Origin of the sequence: Pseudacidovorax sp. (assembly GCF_017991995.1) — a bacterium.
In the GTDB taxonomy this organism is placed as follows: Bacteria; Pseudomonadota; Gammaproteobacteria; order Burkholderiales; family Burkholderiaceae_C; genus Xenophilus.
In genome coordinates, this window is record NZ_JAGOPN010000022.1 from 1 (window position 1) to 16,409 (window position 16,409).

At 66.2% G+C, this 16,409-nt stretch carries 15 protein-coding genes and 1 pseudogene; 14 read left to right on the top strand and 2 right to left on the bottom strand.

Going from position 1 to position 16,409, the window contains the following annotated elements:
* The 12 genes and pseudogenes from sucC to KBC94_RS24445 form a co-directional block, all read left to right on the top strand.
* Positions 1 to 266, top strand: a pseudogene (sucC, locus tag KBC94_RS24390) (succinate--CoA ligase subunit beta); the annotation flags it as partial.
* Positions 267 to 279: 13 nt separating this feature from the next.
* The gene (sucD, locus tag KBC94_RS24395; RefSeq protein ID WP_076507033.1) at positions 280 to 1,173 is read left to right on the top strand and encodes a succinate--CoA ligase subunit alpha; all 894 of its coding nucleotides are present in this window, start codon (positions 280 to 282) and stop codon (positions 1,171 to 1,173) included.
* Between the two features lie 184 nt (positions 1,174 to 1,357).
* Positions 1,358 to 2,050, top strand: a complete 693-nt coding sequence (locus KBC94_RS24400) for a TerC family protein (protein ID WP_294376495.1) — start codon at positions 1,358 to 1,360, stop codon at positions 2,048 to 2,050.
* A 5-nt stretch (positions 2,051 to 2,055) separates the two neighbouring features.
* On the top strand, positions 2,056 to 2,841 hold the full coding sequence (locus KBC94_RS24405; RefSeq protein WP_294376497.1) for a Stp1/IreP family PP2C-type Ser/Thr phosphatase: 786 nt from the start codon (positions 2,056 to 2,058) through the stop codon (positions 2,839 to 2,841).
* Between the two features lie 97 nt (positions 2,842 to 2,938).
* Positions 2,939 to 3,598, top strand: a complete 660-nt coding sequence (locus tag KBC94_RS24410; RefSeq protein WP_017761549.1) for an FHA domain-containing protein — start codon at positions 2,939 to 2,941, stop codon at positions 3,596 to 3,598.
* Between the two features lie 31 nt (positions 3,599 to 3,629).
* Positions 3,630 to 5,783, top strand: coding sequence for a CHASE2 domain-containing protein (locus KBC94_RS24415; RefSeq protein ID WP_294376503.1), 2,154 nt, complete (start codon positions 3,630 to 3,632; stop codon positions 5,781 to 5,783).
* Between the two features lie 181 nt (positions 5,784 to 5,964).
* The gene (locus tag KBC94_RS24420; RefSeq protein WP_294376779.1) at positions 5,965 to 6,789 is read left to right on the top strand and encodes a 3',5'-cyclic-nucleotide phosphodiesterase; all 825 of its coding nucleotides are present in this window, start codon (positions 5,965 to 5,967) and stop codon (positions 6,787 to 6,789) included.
* Positions 6,790 to 7,025: 236 nt separating this feature from the next.
* Positions 7,026 to 7,484, top strand: a complete 459-nt coding sequence (locus KBC94_RS24425) for a pilin (protein ID WP_294376506.1) — start codon at positions 7,026 to 7,028, stop codon at positions 7,482 to 7,484.
* Between the two features lie 52 nt (positions 7,485 to 7,536).
* Complete coding sequence (locus tag KBC94_RS24430; protein ID WP_294376508.1) at positions 7,537 to 9,570, top strand: glycosyltransferase family 39 protein; 2,034 nt, start codon at positions 7,537 to 7,539, stop codon at positions 9,568 to 9,570.
* A gap of 430 nt (positions 9,571 to 10,000) precedes the next feature.
* Positions 10,001 to 11,332, top strand: a complete 1,332-nt coding sequence (locus tag KBC94_RS24435; protein ID WP_294376511.1) for an O-antigen ligase family protein — start codon at positions 10,001 to 10,003, stop codon at positions 11,330 to 11,332.
* Between the two features lie 122 nt (positions 11,333 to 11,454).
* Positions 11,455 to 12,615 carry a tRNA 2-thiouridine(34) synthase MnmA gene (gene mnmA / locus KBC94_RS24440; protein ID WP_294376513.1) on the top strand — a complete coding sequence of 387 codons (1,161 nt, stop codon included), beginning with the start codon at positions 11,455 to 11,457 and terminating at the stop codon, positions 12,613 to 12,615.
* Positions 12,615 to 13,340, top strand: a complete 726-nt coding sequence (locus KBC94_RS24445; protein WP_294376516.1) for a 16S rRNA (uracil(1498)-N(3))-methyltransferase — start codon at positions 12,615 to 12,617, stop codon at positions 13,338 to 13,340. The genes mnmA and KBC94_RS24445 overlap by 1 nt, the downstream gene beginning before the upstream one ends.
* Positions 13,341 to 13,347: 7 nt before the next feature.
* Here the strand turns inward: KBC94_RS24445 and KBC94_RS24450 are convergent, their stop codons facing one another.
* The gene (locus KBC94_RS24450; RefSeq protein WP_294376519.1) at positions 13,348 to 14,271 is read right to left on the bottom strand and encodes a LysR substrate-binding domain-containing protein; all 924 of its coding nucleotides are present in this window, start codon (positions 14,269 to 14,271) and stop codon (positions 13,348 to 13,350) included.
* A 173-nt stretch (positions 14,272 to 14,444) separates the two neighbouring features.
* Here KBC94_RS24450 and KBC94_RS24455 point away from each other — a divergent pair, with 173 nt between their 5' ends.
* Positions 14,445 to 15,800, top strand: coding sequence for a M20/M25/M40 family metallo-hydrolase (locus tag KBC94_RS24455; RefSeq protein WP_294376521.1), 1,356 nt, complete (start codon positions 14,445 to 14,447; stop codon positions 15,798 to 15,800).
* A 5-nt stretch (positions 15,801 to 15,805) separates the two neighbouring features.
* Here KBC94_RS24455 and KBC94_RS24460 read toward each other — a convergent pair whose 3' ends face one another.
* Entirely contained in the window at positions 15,806 to 15,931 is a 126-nt protein-coding gene (locus KBC94_RS24460) for a hypothetical protein (RefSeq protein ID WP_294376523.1), read from the bottom strand.
* On the opposite strand from KBC94_RS24460, the gene KBC94_RS24465 reads away from it, so the two are divergent.
* On the top strand, positions 15,930 to 16,367 hold the full coding sequence (locus tag KBC94_RS24465) for a YidB family protein (protein WP_294376525.1): 438 nt from the start codon (positions 15,930 to 15,932) through the stop codon (positions 16,365 to 16,367). The genes KBC94_RS24460 and KBC94_RS24465 overlap by 2 nt on opposite strands.
* The last annotated feature ends 42 nt before the right edge of the window (positions 16,368 to 16,409 follow it).

Here is a 16,409-nt window from a genome sequence, read left to right on the forward strand (position 1 = left end):
CCGAGGCCTTCAAGATCATGCTGAAGAACAAGAACGTGAAGGCCATCCTGGTCAACATCTTCGGCGGCATCATGAAGTGCGACACCATCGCCACCGGCGTGATCACCGCCTGCAAGGCCGTGAACCTGTCCGTGCCGCTGGTCGTGCGCATGAAGGGCACGAACGAAGAGCTGGGCAAGAAGATGCTGGCCGAATCCGGCCTGCCGATCATCAGCGCAGACACCATGGCAGAAGCGGCCCAGAAGGTCGTGGCGGCCGTCAAGTAAGGAATCACCAGCCATGTCGATCTACATCAACAAGGACACCAAGGTCATCACCCAGGGCATCACGGGCAAGACCGGTCAGTTCCACACCGAGAAGTGCCAGGAATACGCGAATGGCAAGAACGCCTTCGTGGCCGGCGTGAACCCGAAGAAGGCCGGCGAGTCGATCTTCAACATCCCGATCTACGCCTCGGTCAAGGAAGCCGCCCAGCAGACGGGCGCAACCGTGTCGGTGATCTACGTGCCGCCGGCGGGCGCTGCCGCCGCCATCTGGGAAGCCGTCGAGGCCGACCTGGACCTGGCGATCTGCATCACGGAAGGCATCCCCGTCCGCGACATGCTCGAAGTGCGCAACAAGATGAAGGCCAAGGAAGCCAAGGGCGGCAAGAAGACGCTGCTGCTGGGCCCCAACTGCCCCGGCCTGATCACGCCCGACGAGATCAAGATCGGCATCATGCCCGGCCACATCCACAAGAAGGGCCGCATCGGCGTGGTCTCGCGCTCCGGCACGCTGACCTATGAAGCCGTGGCGCAGCTGTCCGAGCTGGGCATCGGCCAGTCGTCGGCCGTGGGCATCGGCGGCGACCCGATCAACGGCCTCAAGCACATCGACGTGATGCAGGCCTTCAACGACGATCCGGACACCGACGCGGTCATCATGATCGGCGAGATCGGCGGCCCGGACGAGGCCGAAGCAGCCCAATGGTGCAAGGCCAACATGAAGAAGCCGGTGGTCGGCTTCATCGCCGGCGTCACCGCCCCTCCCGGCAAGCGCATGGGCCATGCCGGCGCGCTGATCTCGGGCGGCGCCGACACGGCCGATGCCAAGCTCGCCATCATGGAAGAGTGCGGTTTCAAGGTCACGCGCAACCCGTCGGAGATGGGCCGCATCCTGAAGTCGCTGATCTGAACGGGTGACGGCGCGCCCAGCCGGTCGATCGATCCGGCGGGCGCCCGCATCCCAGGCGAAGCCAGAGGCGTCGAACGAACGCCGTGCCTTCAGCCACTCCATAAAAAAAGCCGGAGGGCGCCCGTGGTTGTCGGAGACCGCAGGCGCCCTTCATCAATTCACTACACCGTGGAGGTAGCAAGCCGTGGAGATTCTTTCCAACCCTGATCTGTGGATCGGTCTGCTCAAGATCATCTGGATCAACATCATTCTTTCGGGCGACAACGCCGTGGTGATCGCCCTGGCGGCGCGTGCCCTGCCGCCCGACCAGCAGAAGAAGGCCGTCATGCTCGGCTCGGCCGCGGCCGTCGTGCTGCGCATCGTGCTGACCATCGTGGCGGTCAAGCTCCTGTCCCTGCCCTACCTGCAGATCATCGGCGGCCTGCTGCTGCTGTGGATCGGCGTGCAGCTGCTCGGCGGCGAGGACGAGGGCGAGGAAGGCGGCGGCAAGCAGCATTCGACCCTGGCCAGCGCCGTGCGCACCATCCTGATCGCCGATCTCGTGATGAGCCTGGACAACGTGATCGCCGTGGCCGCGGCCGCCAACGGCAGCATGGTGCTGCTGGTGCTGGGCCTGGCCATCAGCATCCCCTTGGTGATCTTCGGCAGTTCGCTCATGATCAAGCTCATGAACCGCTTCCCGATCATCATCCTGCTGGGTGCAGCCCTGATCGGCTGGGTCGGCGGCGAGACGATGGCGAGCGACGTGTCGCTGCACGACGCCATGGCCGCCAATCCTGCGCTGCACTACGTGGCGGCCGCTGTCGGCGCCGTGCTCGTGGTGGCGATCGGCAAGCTGCTGGCCAGCCGCGGCCGGCAGCAGGCCGCGCAGCACTGAGCCCCATGGCGCGCCCGGCTGCCATCCTCCAGGACCTCGCCGGGCCGCCCTGGGAGTTCGCCGCGCAGACCGACACCGGCCGGCTGCGTCGCAACAACGAGGATTCCATCGCCTTCGACCCACGCCTGGGTCTGGCGGTGCTGGCCGACGGCATGGGCGGCTATGCCGGCGGCGAGGTGGCCAGCGAGATGGCCGTGGCCTTGCTGCAGGCCTCCATGGGCCGGTGGCTGGCCCAGGCCGGCCACGCGCCCGGCAGCCGGGCGGTCATGAAGGCCTTGCATCAAGGCATCGCTCAGGCCAACCGTGCCGTCTTCAACGCCAGCACAGTCAACCCCGCCCTGCGCGGCATGGGCACCACGCTGGTGAGCGCCGTATTCGGGCCGTGCGGCGCGGTGGTCGGCCACATCGGCGACTCGCGCTGCTACCGGCTGCGGGGCGGCCGCCTGACCGCGCTGACGCGCGACCATTCCTTCCTGCAGGCCCAGATCGACGCCGGCCTCATGACGGCCCAGGAGGCCCTCGCCTCGCCGCATCGCAACCTGGTGACGCGCGCACTGGGCATCGGCGCCGAGGTGGAGGTGGATCTGCTGCACGAGCCCGCGCAGCGCGGCGACCTGTACCTGCTGTGCTCGGACGGCCTGACCGACATGGTCACCGACGAGCAGCTCGTGTCGCTGCTGACCCCCGACATCCCGCTGGCCGACAAGGTCGCCCTGCTGATCACGGTGGCCAACGACAACGGCGGCAAGGACAACGTGTCGGTCATCCTGGCACGCTTCGGCGGCCATTGACCGCCCATGTCATCCGAAAGGTTGCGGGCCTGCCCGCTCGCGGTTACAAATTGATGTCCTGCGCCTGCGCGCCCGTCCGGTCTGAGGAGTGTCGGCCATGCCGAAATTGGTAGTTGCCATCGATGGCGTCGTGCTGAAGGAAGTGCCCCTGCTCAAGGAACGCACCACGCTCGGTCGGCGCCCCTACAACGACATCGTCATCGACAACCTCGCCATCAGCGGCGAGCACGCGGTGCTGCACAAGATCGGCAGCAGCGTGTACCTCGAGGACCTGGACAGCACCAACGGCACCTACGTCAACTCGCGGGCCATCCGCAAGCAGGTGCTGGAGCACAACGACCTGATCGAGGTCGGCAAGTACAAGATCCGCTACCTGCAGACGGCGGAGATCGACGAAGGCGCACACCTGCGCATGACCGCCACCGCACCGCTGCACGACTCGCGACCCATGCCGTTGACCGAGGGCGAGACGGTGCCGGCGGCGCTGGAAGGCGGCAGCGGGGCGCAGGCCTGCATCCGCATCCTCAGCGGATCGGCGGCGGGCCACGAGATCGTGCTGCGCAAGGTAGTGACCACCATCGGCAAGCCCGGCGTGGCGGTGGCGGCCGTCACCCGTCGCCTGCAGGGCTATGTGGTGGCACCCGTGGACGGCAGCGCCACGCTCAATGGCGAGACACTCCAGCCGCGCGCGGCGGCCCTGCAGGACGGCGACATCCTGGAGCTGGGCGGCACCCGCATGCAGTTCGTGCTGGGCTGAGGGCCCGGACGTCAGGGCACCGAGCCACGGCATGGGACCGGGAAGGCTGTTGCGCGGCCTTCGGGGCCATGGCTGGCGCATCGCGATCACCCTGCTGCCCCTCCTCGCCGGGCTGGCCCACACGGCAGGGTTGCTGCATCTGCCTGGCGTGGATCGGCTCGATGCCCAGCTGCAGGACGCCCGGCTGCGCTGGCACGCCCCGCGCGGCATCGACCCCCGCATCGTCATCGTCGACATCGACGAGCCCAGCCTGAAGGCCTTCGGCCAGTGGCCCTGGAGCCGCGAGCGGCTGGCCCGCCTGACGCAGGAACTGACGCAGCGCCAGCAGGTGCGCGTTCTGGCCTTCGACATGGTGTTCGCGGAAGCGGATCGCACCAGCGGACCGGCGCTGGTGCAGGCGCTGGGCGGCCGCTGGCCGGCCGAGCCCGGCTTCGATGCCGAACTCGCCCGCCGCGCATCGGCCCTCGACCCTGATGGCGAATTCGCGCGGGCGCTGGCCGCGGCGCCCGGCCGCGTGGTGCTGGGCGTCCATTTCGACGGCGAGGCTGGCGCCCCGGACCACCCGTCCGCCGCACCCAACGTGCAACCGCCAGCGCCGCTTCTGCCCGCCGACGCACTGGGGCCGGATGCCGCCCGGATTCCGGCCTGGCCCACGCTGGTCGCGAGCCTGCCCGGCCGGACGACGGGCGCCCGACCGGGCTTCATCAACGTCGTCTTCCAACGCGGCCAGGACGGGGTGGTGCGCACCGTACCGCTGCTGGCCCGGCTGGACACCGCGCCCGGCGGCTATTACGAGTCGCTGGCCCTGGCGACCTTCCGGGCCGCCACCGGCAGCGCGCCACCGGTGCTGCGGCTCGCCACGGCGCCGGGGGCGTCCCCGCGGCTCGTCGCCCTGGGGCTGCAGACCGCCAGCGGCCGCCTGGACGTGCCGGTGGGCACCGACGGCGGCCTCGTCGTCCCCTACCGGCGCCCTGGGGAGGACGCGGGGCCGCGGTTTCGCTATGTCTCGGCCCGAGACGTGCTGGAAGGCCGCCTGCCGCCTGCGGCCCTGCGGGACCGCATCGTCCTGGTCGGCGCCAGCGCCGCCGGCCTGCAGGACCTGCGCGCCACACCCATCGCCGCGGCCCTGCCGGGGGTGGAAGTGCATGCCCATGTGCTCTCCGGCCTGCTCGACCGGCGCCTGCCGCATGTGCCCGACTACGCGCCGGGCTATGCCTGGGCCAGTCTGGTCGTGATCGGCCTGCTGCTGGTTCTGGGCGTGACCCGGCGCTCGGCCGCCGCCGGCTTCGCCATCGGGCTGGGGGCCTGCGGCGGGCTGCTGCTGCTCAATGACCTGCTCTACCGCCATGGCGGTCTGGTGCTGCCCCAGGCCGCCGCGCTGCTGGCCGGCGCCGCGGGACTGCTGCTGAGCATGAGCTGGGGCTACTTCGTGGAAAGCCGCAAGCGCCGGGGACTGATGCGCCTGTTCGGCGCCTATGTCCCGCCGCAGCTGGTGGACGACATGGCCCGAGAGCCGCACCGCTACAGCATGCGGGCCGAAAGCCGGGTGCTCACCATCATGTTCTGCGACATGCGGGGCTTCACCCACCTGGCCGAGCACATGGCGCCCACGACCTTGCAGGCCCTGCTGCACGAGGTCTTCACCCGCTTCACCGAGATCGTCAACCGGCACGGCGGCACCGTCGACAAATACATGGGCGACTGCCTCATGGCCTTCTGGGGCGCACCGGTCGTGCAGGCCGACCATGCCGCGCGGGCGGTGCATGCCGCGCAGGACATCGTCGCCGCGCTGCCCGCGCTCAATGCGCAGCACGAGGCGGCTGGCCTGCCCGCGGTGGCCATCGGCATCGGCGTCAACACCGGCCCGGTGGTGGTCGGCAACATGGGCTCGGCGCTGCGCCGCAGCTACACCGTGATCGGCGACGCCGTGAACCTCGCCGCGCGGCTGGAAGGCCTGTGCACGCCCCATGGCGTGCCCATCGTCGTCGGCGAGAACACCCGCGCGCTGATGCCGGATGCGCCCTGGCGCGAACTGGGCGAGGTGCAGGTGCGCGGGCGCCAGCGGGGCGTGCGCATCTACACGCCCGAAGGGCCCGCGCCGGCCAGGCCGCCTGCCGCCGCTCCGGTGCACCGGGGGCACGCTGGGGGCTCTCGCCCACCGGCGCCGGCCAGAACTGCAAATTAGTGACAACCGATCCTGTGCGGCCCCGACGAACAGGCATACTCGCGCCCCGGCGAGGCGTGACGGAAGTCCTTTGCGCCGCAGCAACCGACGCCTTAGCCTGCACTGTCCGCGGGCGAGCCGGCCTGCCGCGGTGCCCGCCCGGCTCCATCGCCTCCTTTATTCAGAGCTCTTCATGAACAGCCTGCAGGTGCGTGTTCTGGGCTGCTCCGGCGCCATCGCCCGGGGCGCACGGACCACCTCCTTCCTGATCGACGACGACCTCCTGGTCGATGCCGGCACCGGCGTCGGCGACCTGTCCCTGGAAGAGATGGCGCAGATCGACGACGTGGTGCTGACCCACTCGCACCTGGACCACATCGCGGCCCTTCCCCTGATGGTGGACGCGGTCGCCAGCCTGCGCCGCCGGCCGCTGCGGGTGCACGGGCTGCGCGCCACGTTGCAGGTGCTGCGGGCGCATGTGTTCAACAACCTGGTCTGGCCGGACTTCACCGCCCTGCCCAGCAGCGATGCGCCGCTGGTCCACTTCGTCGAGTTCGACGTCGGCCAGAGCCTGATGCTCGGCCGCCGCGCGCCCAAGGTGGTGGAGGTGCTGCCCGCCGTGCACACCGTGCCCGCCTGCGGCTTCGCCGTGCGGCGCGCGGACGGCCATTCGCACTGGGTCTACAGCGGTGACACCGAGCGCAACAAGCCCTTCTGGCGCCGGATCAACCAGATGGACGTGGGCGCCCTCGTGATCGAGACCGCCTTCAGCACGCGCGAGCGCCAGCTGGCCGAACGCAGCCTGCACCTGTCGCCCCCCACCTTGGTGGAAGAGCTGGCGCAGATGTCCCCCATGGCCCGCTACCCCGTCTACGTGACGCACACCAAGCCGGCCGCCGCCGCCGAGATCATGGCCGAGGTCAACGCCCTGGTGGGCCAGTTGCGGCTGTGGGACCGGATCGAACTGCGCTGGCTGGAGGCGGGGCAGACGATCGAGGTGCACGGCGCGGGGCATCCGCGCAGCTGAGGCCTGCAGGCCCGGCCTCCGCGGAGGCGCAAGGGGCGACCAAAGCTGTCACCGCCAGCGACTCTGACTTTTTTGTCACTCGGAAACAGTTGTTTACAAACAAGAAGTGTCAGACTGTGTGGCCTAAATGTGAACTTTTAGGCGCATTCAAGGCGGGCAGCCGCATGGCACGCGGTCTGCAAAGAGAAGGCACGACCGGGGCAGTACCCGGACCGCTTTCAACCTGGAGTCTGACCATGAACCGTCGCACCATCGCCCGCACCGCCCAGAAGGGCTTCACCCTCATCGAACTGATGATCGTCGTGGCGATCATCGGCATCCTGGCCGCCGTCGCGCTGCCTGCCTACCAGGACTACACCGTGCGTGCACGGGTGTCGGAAGCGCTGGTGATGGCCGCCTCCGCCAAAACCGGTGTCGCTGAAAACGCAGCCAACGGTGCGTCTACCCTTAATATGGGCATCACGACCGTGCCGTCTGCTACCAGCAATGTGTCGACGATGACCGTTGCCAGCGACACCGGCATCATTACCGTTAATACAACCACGCGAGCCGGTGCGTTGACGCTGACGCTGACCCCTTCTGCTGGCACCGCTCCGCTTGCGACCGCCGCCGTCCCTGCTGCACCCATTACCTGGAAGTGCGCGGTGAGCGATAACACTAAGAATAAGTACGTTCCGACTGAGTGCCGTATCTAAATACTCGTATTTTTAAAAGAAGGCCGTCTCGAACGGCCTTTTTTTTTGCAAAATGAAAATTGATTTGAAATCAGCTCCAATCTGGGCGTTCTTTTTTTTCCTTGTTGCTGCGGTATGTTGGGCGTTGATCGCGGGAAAAGATCTCAATTTCGATTTTCGCAACTACCATCTCTATTCCGTGTATTCTTTACTTCAGAATAGGATAGGAACTGACTATTTTCCTGCGGCTGTCAGCGGATACCTAAATCCACTGGCTGAGGTCCCCGTATATGCAATGGTTAAAGCAGAATGGGATGATCGTTTGGTAGCGATTACGTTAGCAATCATTCACTCATTAAATTTGATTTTTATTTGGAAGATTACAAAGCTTATAATTAAACCAGAAAATGGCTTGGCGATTTCCGCTTGCTTTTTTGCAACTCTTCTTGCCTTTTTGTCTCCGATTCAGCTGACGACGTTAAGCAATACCTTTGCTGATCCTATATCTGGTCTCTTTACGTTAGGAGGAGTTTTTTTTCTCCTGAGGGGGCCGTCACAGTCTAATATCTCGAACATTTTTCTGTCTGGCATTTTCTTTGGCGCCGGAGCAGGATTAAAATTAACCAACCTCCTGTTCTGTCCCGCTTCGTTCGTAGCGCTATTATTTTTATCAGATGGATCCTGGAGAAAGACAGCCAAGTCAATGGCACTTCTTTTTGGGGGAAGCGTTTTTGCTTTTCTTGCCACCAATGGATGGTGGATGTGGCAAATGTACGAGCATTTCGGCAACCCAATATTTCCGCTGTACAACGATTTATTTAAATCTCCGGACTTTATAGATCAGAACTTTTCTGATAAACGAATGCTGACTTATGGCGCTTGGACTTGGGCAGTTCTGCCCTTAACCATGCTCAAAAGCGGCGGGATGCTATATTCCGAAAATTCAGCACCGGATCTTCGCTTAATGCTTTTGATAGTAATCGCTGTCGCAAGTGCCGCGAAAATTTTTATTCGACCCAAAGTAAAACTTTTAAACAGAGAATTTTTGGCGGAAAATCATTGCGCTCGATCAGCAAGAAGATGCTTTTTTGCGCTCTGCGCGTACTTTTCTATTTCATATTTATTATGGGGCATCGTAAGCGGTATAGGGCGGTACGGGTATGTCTTGTGGCTCGTGATCAGCTGCCTATGTGTGGGACTTTTAAATCGCTATTTTAATAGATCCGTTTTCAGGATCGTTCTAACGACGGCAGCGATTGTTCAGATCACCATGATCGTGCTCAATGGTAACCCTTCTTTTACCGCTCATCGGTGGCACGGAAAATGGATTGATTTAGATGTTCCAGCTTCGCTAAAAAACGAGCCTGCAACTTACTTGGTGCATGGGGTGCAGAGCAACTCATTCATATTTCCGTATCTTAATCCACAGTCTAAATTCTCTAACATTATCGGTCAGTACGTCCAGCCCATTGGAGAAAAAATGACACCGAATCTAAAGAAATTCATTTCTTCTCCTATTGGGCCGATAAGAATCTTATTTGAGACCAATGCGGCCTCGGACATTTCTCCTAAACTCGACGAAAGCGTCGAACCTGAATTGAATGCTCTACTTTCAGGTTACGGATTTAAGATTAAAAATATGAATTGCTCACATATTCTGCTTAAGGGAAAAGAACTAACAAAGAGTGCATTGACTGGACTTGAGTGGTCAAGTGCTGCGCTTTCCTCATCTTCTCAAAACAACATTGCGAACGTCTATTGGACGTGCGATTTGGAAGGCCTTAGTCAACAATCACATGAGGCCGCGCTAACAGAGTACTCTAAGGTTGATCGGATTTTCGACGCCATTGAAGACAAATGTGGGTTGGCCTTGTCTCCCCATCGCATACAAACGATTAGATCGATCAATGGCTGGTTTCGAAATTATTTCAATACTATTACCGTCCTAGGAATTAGAGGTAATGAACTCTACATTCACCCACTTAACTCTGCGTTAACGTTTCCGCTGGGAACGATAGAGGAATGGGATAAAAATAAGCTCTCATTTAAATGCCCTGCAATAGACGAGGAAAAAAATAAAATCAAAATTAATGTATCTCCCGTTTAAAACATCTGCATCGGAACAGGGAATAAAATTTCAATACTGGATCTTAGCAGCTGCTTTCGCGGGAGGCTGTGCCTTAACTTTTAACTTAGAGGCCGTGCAGTCGGCACCACGGCAGCTTTGGATTTTGTTGCTGATGTGTGGTGTTGCCGCCTTTGCAAAAGGCACTATTTCGCGGGAGGTCTCTACACTATTGGCCTTATCGGGCTTTTTCATAGCAACGTCAACGCCTAATGTTTGCGCTGCTTTTCCAGCGATTTCGGCATTACTAATCGTGATGGTCGCAGGGCAAGTTCAAAGCGCATCGCTGCGCCCAAGCCCAAGCACGGTCTTTTTCGTATCGTTGATTGCAGTAGACGTCGTAAACGCAATCGTTGGGCTGATCCAATACCACGGCCTCGCCACCCCCCTGCGCCCCTGGGTCGCCGTCCCCATGGAGCCCATCGGCATGGCCTACGGCAACCTGCGCCAGCGCAACCAGTTCGCCACACTGCTGAACATGGGGCTCGTGGCCCTGCTCTGGACGCATGGCCAGGCAGGCCCCCGCGGACGTCGCGTCCTGATGGTTGCCGGCGCCTTGCTCGTCGCGGGCCTGGCCGCCTCCACGTCCCGCACCGGATTGCTGCAGTTGGGAGTCATCGCCGCCGCGGGCGGGTGGATGGCTTGGCGCGAACGCGCGCCGGTCGAACCCGGCGCCGTGACGCAAGGAGCCGCCCGGCAGCCGCTGCTGCCGCGTCCGGGCTGGTTCCTGGGCGCGCTGGCGCTCTACGCCCTGCTGTCCTGGGCGCTGCCCTGGTCGGCCGTCATGGTCGCGTCGTTCTTGGCAGGCGGCGGGAGCGCCGGGGCCGACGTTCAGGGCATGCTCACCCGGCTGCGCGAAGGCGCGCCGCCCGGCCACAGCCGCTGGCTGCTGTGGAGCAACGTGCTGTGGCTGATCGCCCAGCGGCCCTGGACGGGCTGGGGCTGGGGCCAGCTCAGCCTCGTGCACTACCTGGCCGAATACCCGGGCCCGCGCTTTGTCGAGATCCTGGACAACGCCCACAACCTGCCGCTGCATCTGGCGGTGGAGCTCGGCATTCCGGCCGCGGTGCTGATCTGCGGCGGCTTCCTGTGGATGGTGGCGGCGGCCCGGCCCTGGCAGGAGCGCGATCCCGCCCGGCTGATGGCCTGGGGCGTGCTGGCCATGATCGTGCTGCACAGTCTGGTCGAATATCCGCTGTGGTACGGGCCCTTCCAGCTCGTGTTCGGGCTGTGCCTGGGCATGCTCTGGCCCGGCCGCAGGCGCGCCTGTGACGTGCCGCACGACGCCGGCGCCGCGTCGATCGCCGTCCTGCAGCGCCAGGCCGCCCGCGCGCGGTGGGCCGCCCGCCTGACGGCGGCGGCCCTGCTCGCCGTCGTCGCCTACGCGGGCTGGAGCTACGTGCGCGCCAGCCAGCCCTTCCTTCCGGCGGCAGAGCGGCTCGCCGGCTGGCGTGACGATCCGCTCGCGCAGCTGGATCCGGACGGCCGGGACTGGCTCTTCGCCCGCCAGGCGCGCTTTGCGGAACTGGCGCTGACGCCCCTGACGCCCCAGACGGCTGCGCGCGTGCATGCACTCGCCCAGGCCACACTGGCCTTCTCGCCGGAGCCGCGCGTGGTGGTCAAGCTGATCGACAGCGCGCGCCTGCTGGGGCTGGAGCAGGAGGCGCAGTTCCACCTGGAGCGCCTGCGCGTGGTCTATCCCGAAGCCTACGCGCGCTGGCTGGCCGGAAAGCCGCCCGTCTAGCCCGGCGCGCGCCGCCAAGGCCAGGCGGCCGGTCAGCCGGACCGGCGTCGACCGCCGCGGCGACGGCCTCCACCGAGCCCCCGCCCGCGCAGCGCCCACCGCGGCCAAGGGACAATCGCCGGATGACCAAACATCGGATCGTCGTCGGGCTGTCGGGCGGCGTGGACTCGGCCGTCACGGCGCACCTGCTCAAACAGCAGGGCCACGAGGTCGTCGGCATCTTCATGAAGAACTGGGAAGACGACGACGACAGCGAGTACTGCTCGTCGAACGTCGATTTCGTGGACGCGGCCAGCGTGGCCGACGTGCTGGGCATCGAGATCGAGCACGTCAACTTCGCCGCCGACTACAAGGACCGCGTCTTCGCCGAATTCCTGCGCGAATACCAGGCCGGCCGCACGCCCAACCCCGACGTGCTGTGCAACGCCGAGATCAAGTTCAAGGCCTTCCTCGACCACGCGATGCGCCTGGGCGCCGAGAAGATCGCGACCGGCCACTATGCCCGCGTGCGCGCTGTCGACGCCGCCACCGGGCTGGCCTTCGCCGCCGGAGAGCCGGTGCCGGCCTCCGCGCGCTACGAGTTGCTCAAGGGCCTGGACCCCGCCAAGGACCAGAGCTACTTCCTGCACCGACTCAACCAGGCGCAGCTGTCGAAGGCGCTGTTCCCGGTGGGCGAACTGCACAAGACCCAGGTGCGCCAGATCGCCACCGACATCGGCCTGCCCGTGGCCACCAAGAAGGATTCGACCGGCATCTGCTTCATCGGCGAGCGGCCTTTCCGGGAGTTCCTCAACCGCTACATCAGCAAGGCACCGGGCCCGATCAAGGACGAGCGCGGCCGCAAGCTGGGCGAGCACCACGGCCTGTCCTTCTACACGCTGGGCCAGCGCCAGGGCCTGGGCATCGGCGGCATCAAGGAAAAAGGCGCACAGCGCGGCGGCGGCGAGCACGCACCGTGGTTCGTCGCCCGCAAGGACGTGGAGGCCAACACGCTGTGGGTGGTGCAGGGCCATGACCATCCCTGGCTGCAGTCGCGCGCGCTGCTGGCGGCCGACGCGAGCTGGGTGGCCGGCGCGCCGCCCGCCGCAGGCACCTACGGCAGCAAGACCCGCTATCGCCAGGCCGATTCGCCCGCGCTGCTGCAGGCCCTGCCCGAAGCCCGCTTCCAGCTGGTGTTTCCGCAGCCGCAATGGGCGGTCACGCCCGGCCAGTCGGCCGTGCTGTACGACGGCGAGGTCTGCCTGGGCGGCGGCGTGATCGACGCGGCAGAGGGCGCACGCTGATGCCGCGCATCCATTGCGCCACGCCCCTGGCCAGCGGCCAGTCGCTGGGCCTGCCGCCCGGCGCCGCCCGCCACGTGCAGGTGCTGCGGCTGCAGCCCGGCGACGGCATCACGCTGTTCGACGGCCGCGGCGGCGAGTTCGAGGCCACGGTCGAGCGCATGGGCCGCAACGATGTCGACGTGCGTGTGGGCGCCCACCACACGGTCGAGCGCGAGGCCGCGCTGGCCGTGCACCTGGCCGTGGGCATGCCCGCCAACGACCGCATGGACTGGCTGGTCGAAAAGGCCACCGAACTCGGCGTGGCCAGCATCCAGCCGCTGCAGACGGCCCACGGCGTGCTGCGCTTGGCGGGCGAGCGGGCACAGAAGAAGCAGGACCACTGGCAGGCCGTGGCCGTGGCCGCCTGCGAGCAGTGCGGCCGCAACCAGGTGCCTGCGGTGCATCCGGTGCGCGACCTGGGCACCTGGCTGGACGGGCTGGGCGCGGATGCGCCCGCCGCCCGCCATGTGCTCGGCTTCGGCGACGAGGCGCAGCCGCTGGGCCGCGGGGCGCCAGCGGGGGGCAGCGCGCTGTTCCTCAGTGGCCCCGAGGGCGGACTCAACCCGCAGGAAGAGGCCCGGGCCCGCGCCAGTGGCTTCGTGCTGACCACCCTGGGCCCGCGCATCCTGCGTGCCGAGACGGCGCCGCTGGCGGCGCTGGTGCACCTGCTGGCCGTGGCCGGCTGAGCCGGCTTCACCGGCCGCCCGGCGGCGGGATGCCCTGCGACTCCTCGGCCACCTGCGCATCCAGCCAGGCGCCGAAGGCCTGCACGGTCGCGTCTCCCGCCCGGTGCGGTGCCACGAACAGGCTGTAGCCGCGCGGCCCGTCTCCCTCGAAGGGATGGGCCAGGCACAGTTCGGCACTGGCCAGCTCGCGCGCCACGCCGTAGCGCGGCAGCAGGCCGATGCCCAGGTCGGCGCGCACCGCCTCCAGCACCATCGAGAACAGATCGAAGCGGTGGCCCACCATCGCGTTCGCCGGAGGCCGGGCGATGCCAGCTTGCGCGAACCAGGCCTGCCAGGCGCCCAGGCGCGAGCTGAGCTGCAGCAGCGGCACGTCGCGGAAGTCGCCCTGGGCCACCGCGGCACGCCAGCGCGACCGCGGTGCGCACACCACGACCACCCGCTCGGCGCGCAGCGGCCACACGGCCGCACCGGGCCAACTGGCGTCGTCGTACTGCAAGGCGACGTCGAAATGGGGCTCGTCCATGTAGACCTGCGTGGGAAAGACCTGCAGATGCACGCTGCAGGCCGGCTGCTCGGCCAGGAAGCCCGGCAGCCGCGGAAGCAGCCAGCGCTCGGCCAGCATGGGCACGGCGCCCACCAGCAGCCGCTCGCCGTCGGGGCGCTGGGCCATGGCCTCGAGGGTGTGGTTCTCCAGCCGCAGCAGGTCGCCGGCCACCTGCGCGTGATAGCGCCGGCCCGCCTCGGTGAGCAGCGTGCCCCGGGCACTGCGCTGCACGAGGCGTACGCCCAGTTGCAGCTCCAGCAGGCGCAACTGCTGGCTGACGGCACTGTGCGTCAGGCACAGCTCCTCGGCGGCCTTGCCCACGCCGTGACAGCGGGCGACGGCGTCGAACACGAGCAGGGCGCGGGTACTGGGAAGGTGCCGGGGCATGTAAGAAAAACTGACGGTGCGGCGGATTAAATCAGAGCGGGGCCTGCATGCAGCCGCCAGAATTTCCGCCGACCCGCGGCACCCGGTCAGCCTGATGACAGGTGCCGCATCCCCCCGCCCCGATTGCCCTCCAACCGACGCCCATGACTCGCCCCTCTTCGAACCGGCCCCCCATGCCACGCCTGCGGCCGCTCGCCTCGCTGCTCGCCCTGTCCCTTGCCTTTGCCGGCGCCTCGGCGGCCTGGGCCCAGTCCTTCGCCGCCATCGCCCCCACGCCCGCCCAGGTGCGGCCGGCGGTGGACCAGGCCTACACGCAACTGCTGTCGGCCCCGCAGATCCAGGCGCTGATGGAGGCGGTCAAGGCCGACCATGCGCGCTCCATCGACGACCTGAAGATGCTCACCGAGATCGAGGCGCCGCCCTTCAAGGAGCGCCCGCGCGCCGAGGCCTTCCTCGCGCGCATGAAGGCCCTGGGCCTGGCGGACGCCCGCATCGACAGCGAAGGCAACGTCGTCGGCCTGCGCAAGGGCAGCGGCCAGGGGCCCAAGCTGCTGATTTCGGCCCACCTCGACACCGTCTTCCCCGCCGGCACCGACGTCAAGGTCAAGGAGCGCGACGGCCGCCTGTATGCGCCGGGCATCTCCGACGACACGCGCGGCCTGGCGGTGTTGCTGTCCTGGCTCAAGGTGCTGAACGACCAGAAGATCCAGACCGTTGGCGACCTGCTCTTCGTGGGCAACGTGGGCGAGGAAGAACTCGGCAACCTCCGCGGCATGAAGCACATCTTTGCCGAGCACCGCGACATCGACGGCATGGTCGGCCTGGAGCCGGCGCCGGACGGCACCGTGCTGATCCTGGGCACCGCCAGCCACCGCTACGAGGTCAACTTCAAGGGCCCGGGCGGTCACAGCTACGCCGCCTTCGGCCAGGTGCCCAGCGCCATCCACGGCATGGGCCGCGCCATCGCCAAGATCGCCGAGGTGCGCACGCCCACCTTCCCCAAAACCACCTTCACCGTGGGCACCGTCGGTGGCGGCACCTCGGTCAACACCATCGCGCCGGATGCGCGCATGGCCGTGGACATCCGCTCGGACCAGATGGATTCGCTGCTGTCCACCGAGAAGAAGATCCTCGCTGCCATCGACGAAGCCGTGGCCGAGGAAAACAAGCGCTGGAACGTCGAGACCCTCACCGTGCAGACCAAGCTGATCGGCGACCGGCCGGGCGGCCGCACGCCGTCGGACTCGGTGATCGTGGAAGCGGCCACGCGTGCCAACGCCTCCTTCGGCCACAAGACGCTGCTGACGGGCGCCAGCACCGACGCCAACGTGCCGATGGCGCTGGGCATTCCGGCCATCATCGTGGGCGGCGGCGGCAAGACGGGCGGCTTCCACGCGCTGAGCGAATGGATCGACCTGACCGACGGCTGGAAGGGCGCGCAGAACTCCCTGGCCACGGTGCTGGGCCTGGTGGGCGTCCAGGGCGTGACGCCGCCGCTGCTGGAAAAGCGGCCGCCGCGCGCGCCGTGATTGCGTCAAATCCAGTGTCCAAAAGGTGAATTACGCACGGCTTCGCTGAAAAAGCGGCGCCGTTCCGCGAAGAACACGAGGCTGCCCTGAACAATGGCGGCCTCGTTTTCATTTCGCAGGGAAGAAGCCATGGGCTTGCTCGATTCCGTCCTCGGCCAGGTGCTCAACAGCGGCGCACCGGCACCGCATTCGCCGGGCAGCGATCCGGTCGCCATCTTCGGCAGCCTGCTGCAGGAAAGCGGCGGTGTGGGTGGCTTGGTGCAGAAGCTGCAGCAGGCCGGCCTGGGGGACGCCGTAGGTTCGTGGATCGGCACCGGCCAGAACCAGCCCGTGTCGCCCGACCAGGTGCACGGCGCGCTGGGCCAGGACGTGATCGGCGCCGTGGCGCAGAAGCTGGGCCTGAACGTGCAGACGCTGCTGCCGCTGCTGGCGACGCTGCTGCCGGTGCTCATCGACCGCCTGACGCCGCACGGCCGGTTGCCGGATCAGGAGCCGTCGCTGTCGGCCGGCGCGGGCGGGCTGGGCGATCTGCTCGGAGCGCTGGGCCCGCTGCTCGGCCGACGGTAAACGGCGGTCCGGCCCGATCAGTCGGCCGGCGCACGCCAGCGC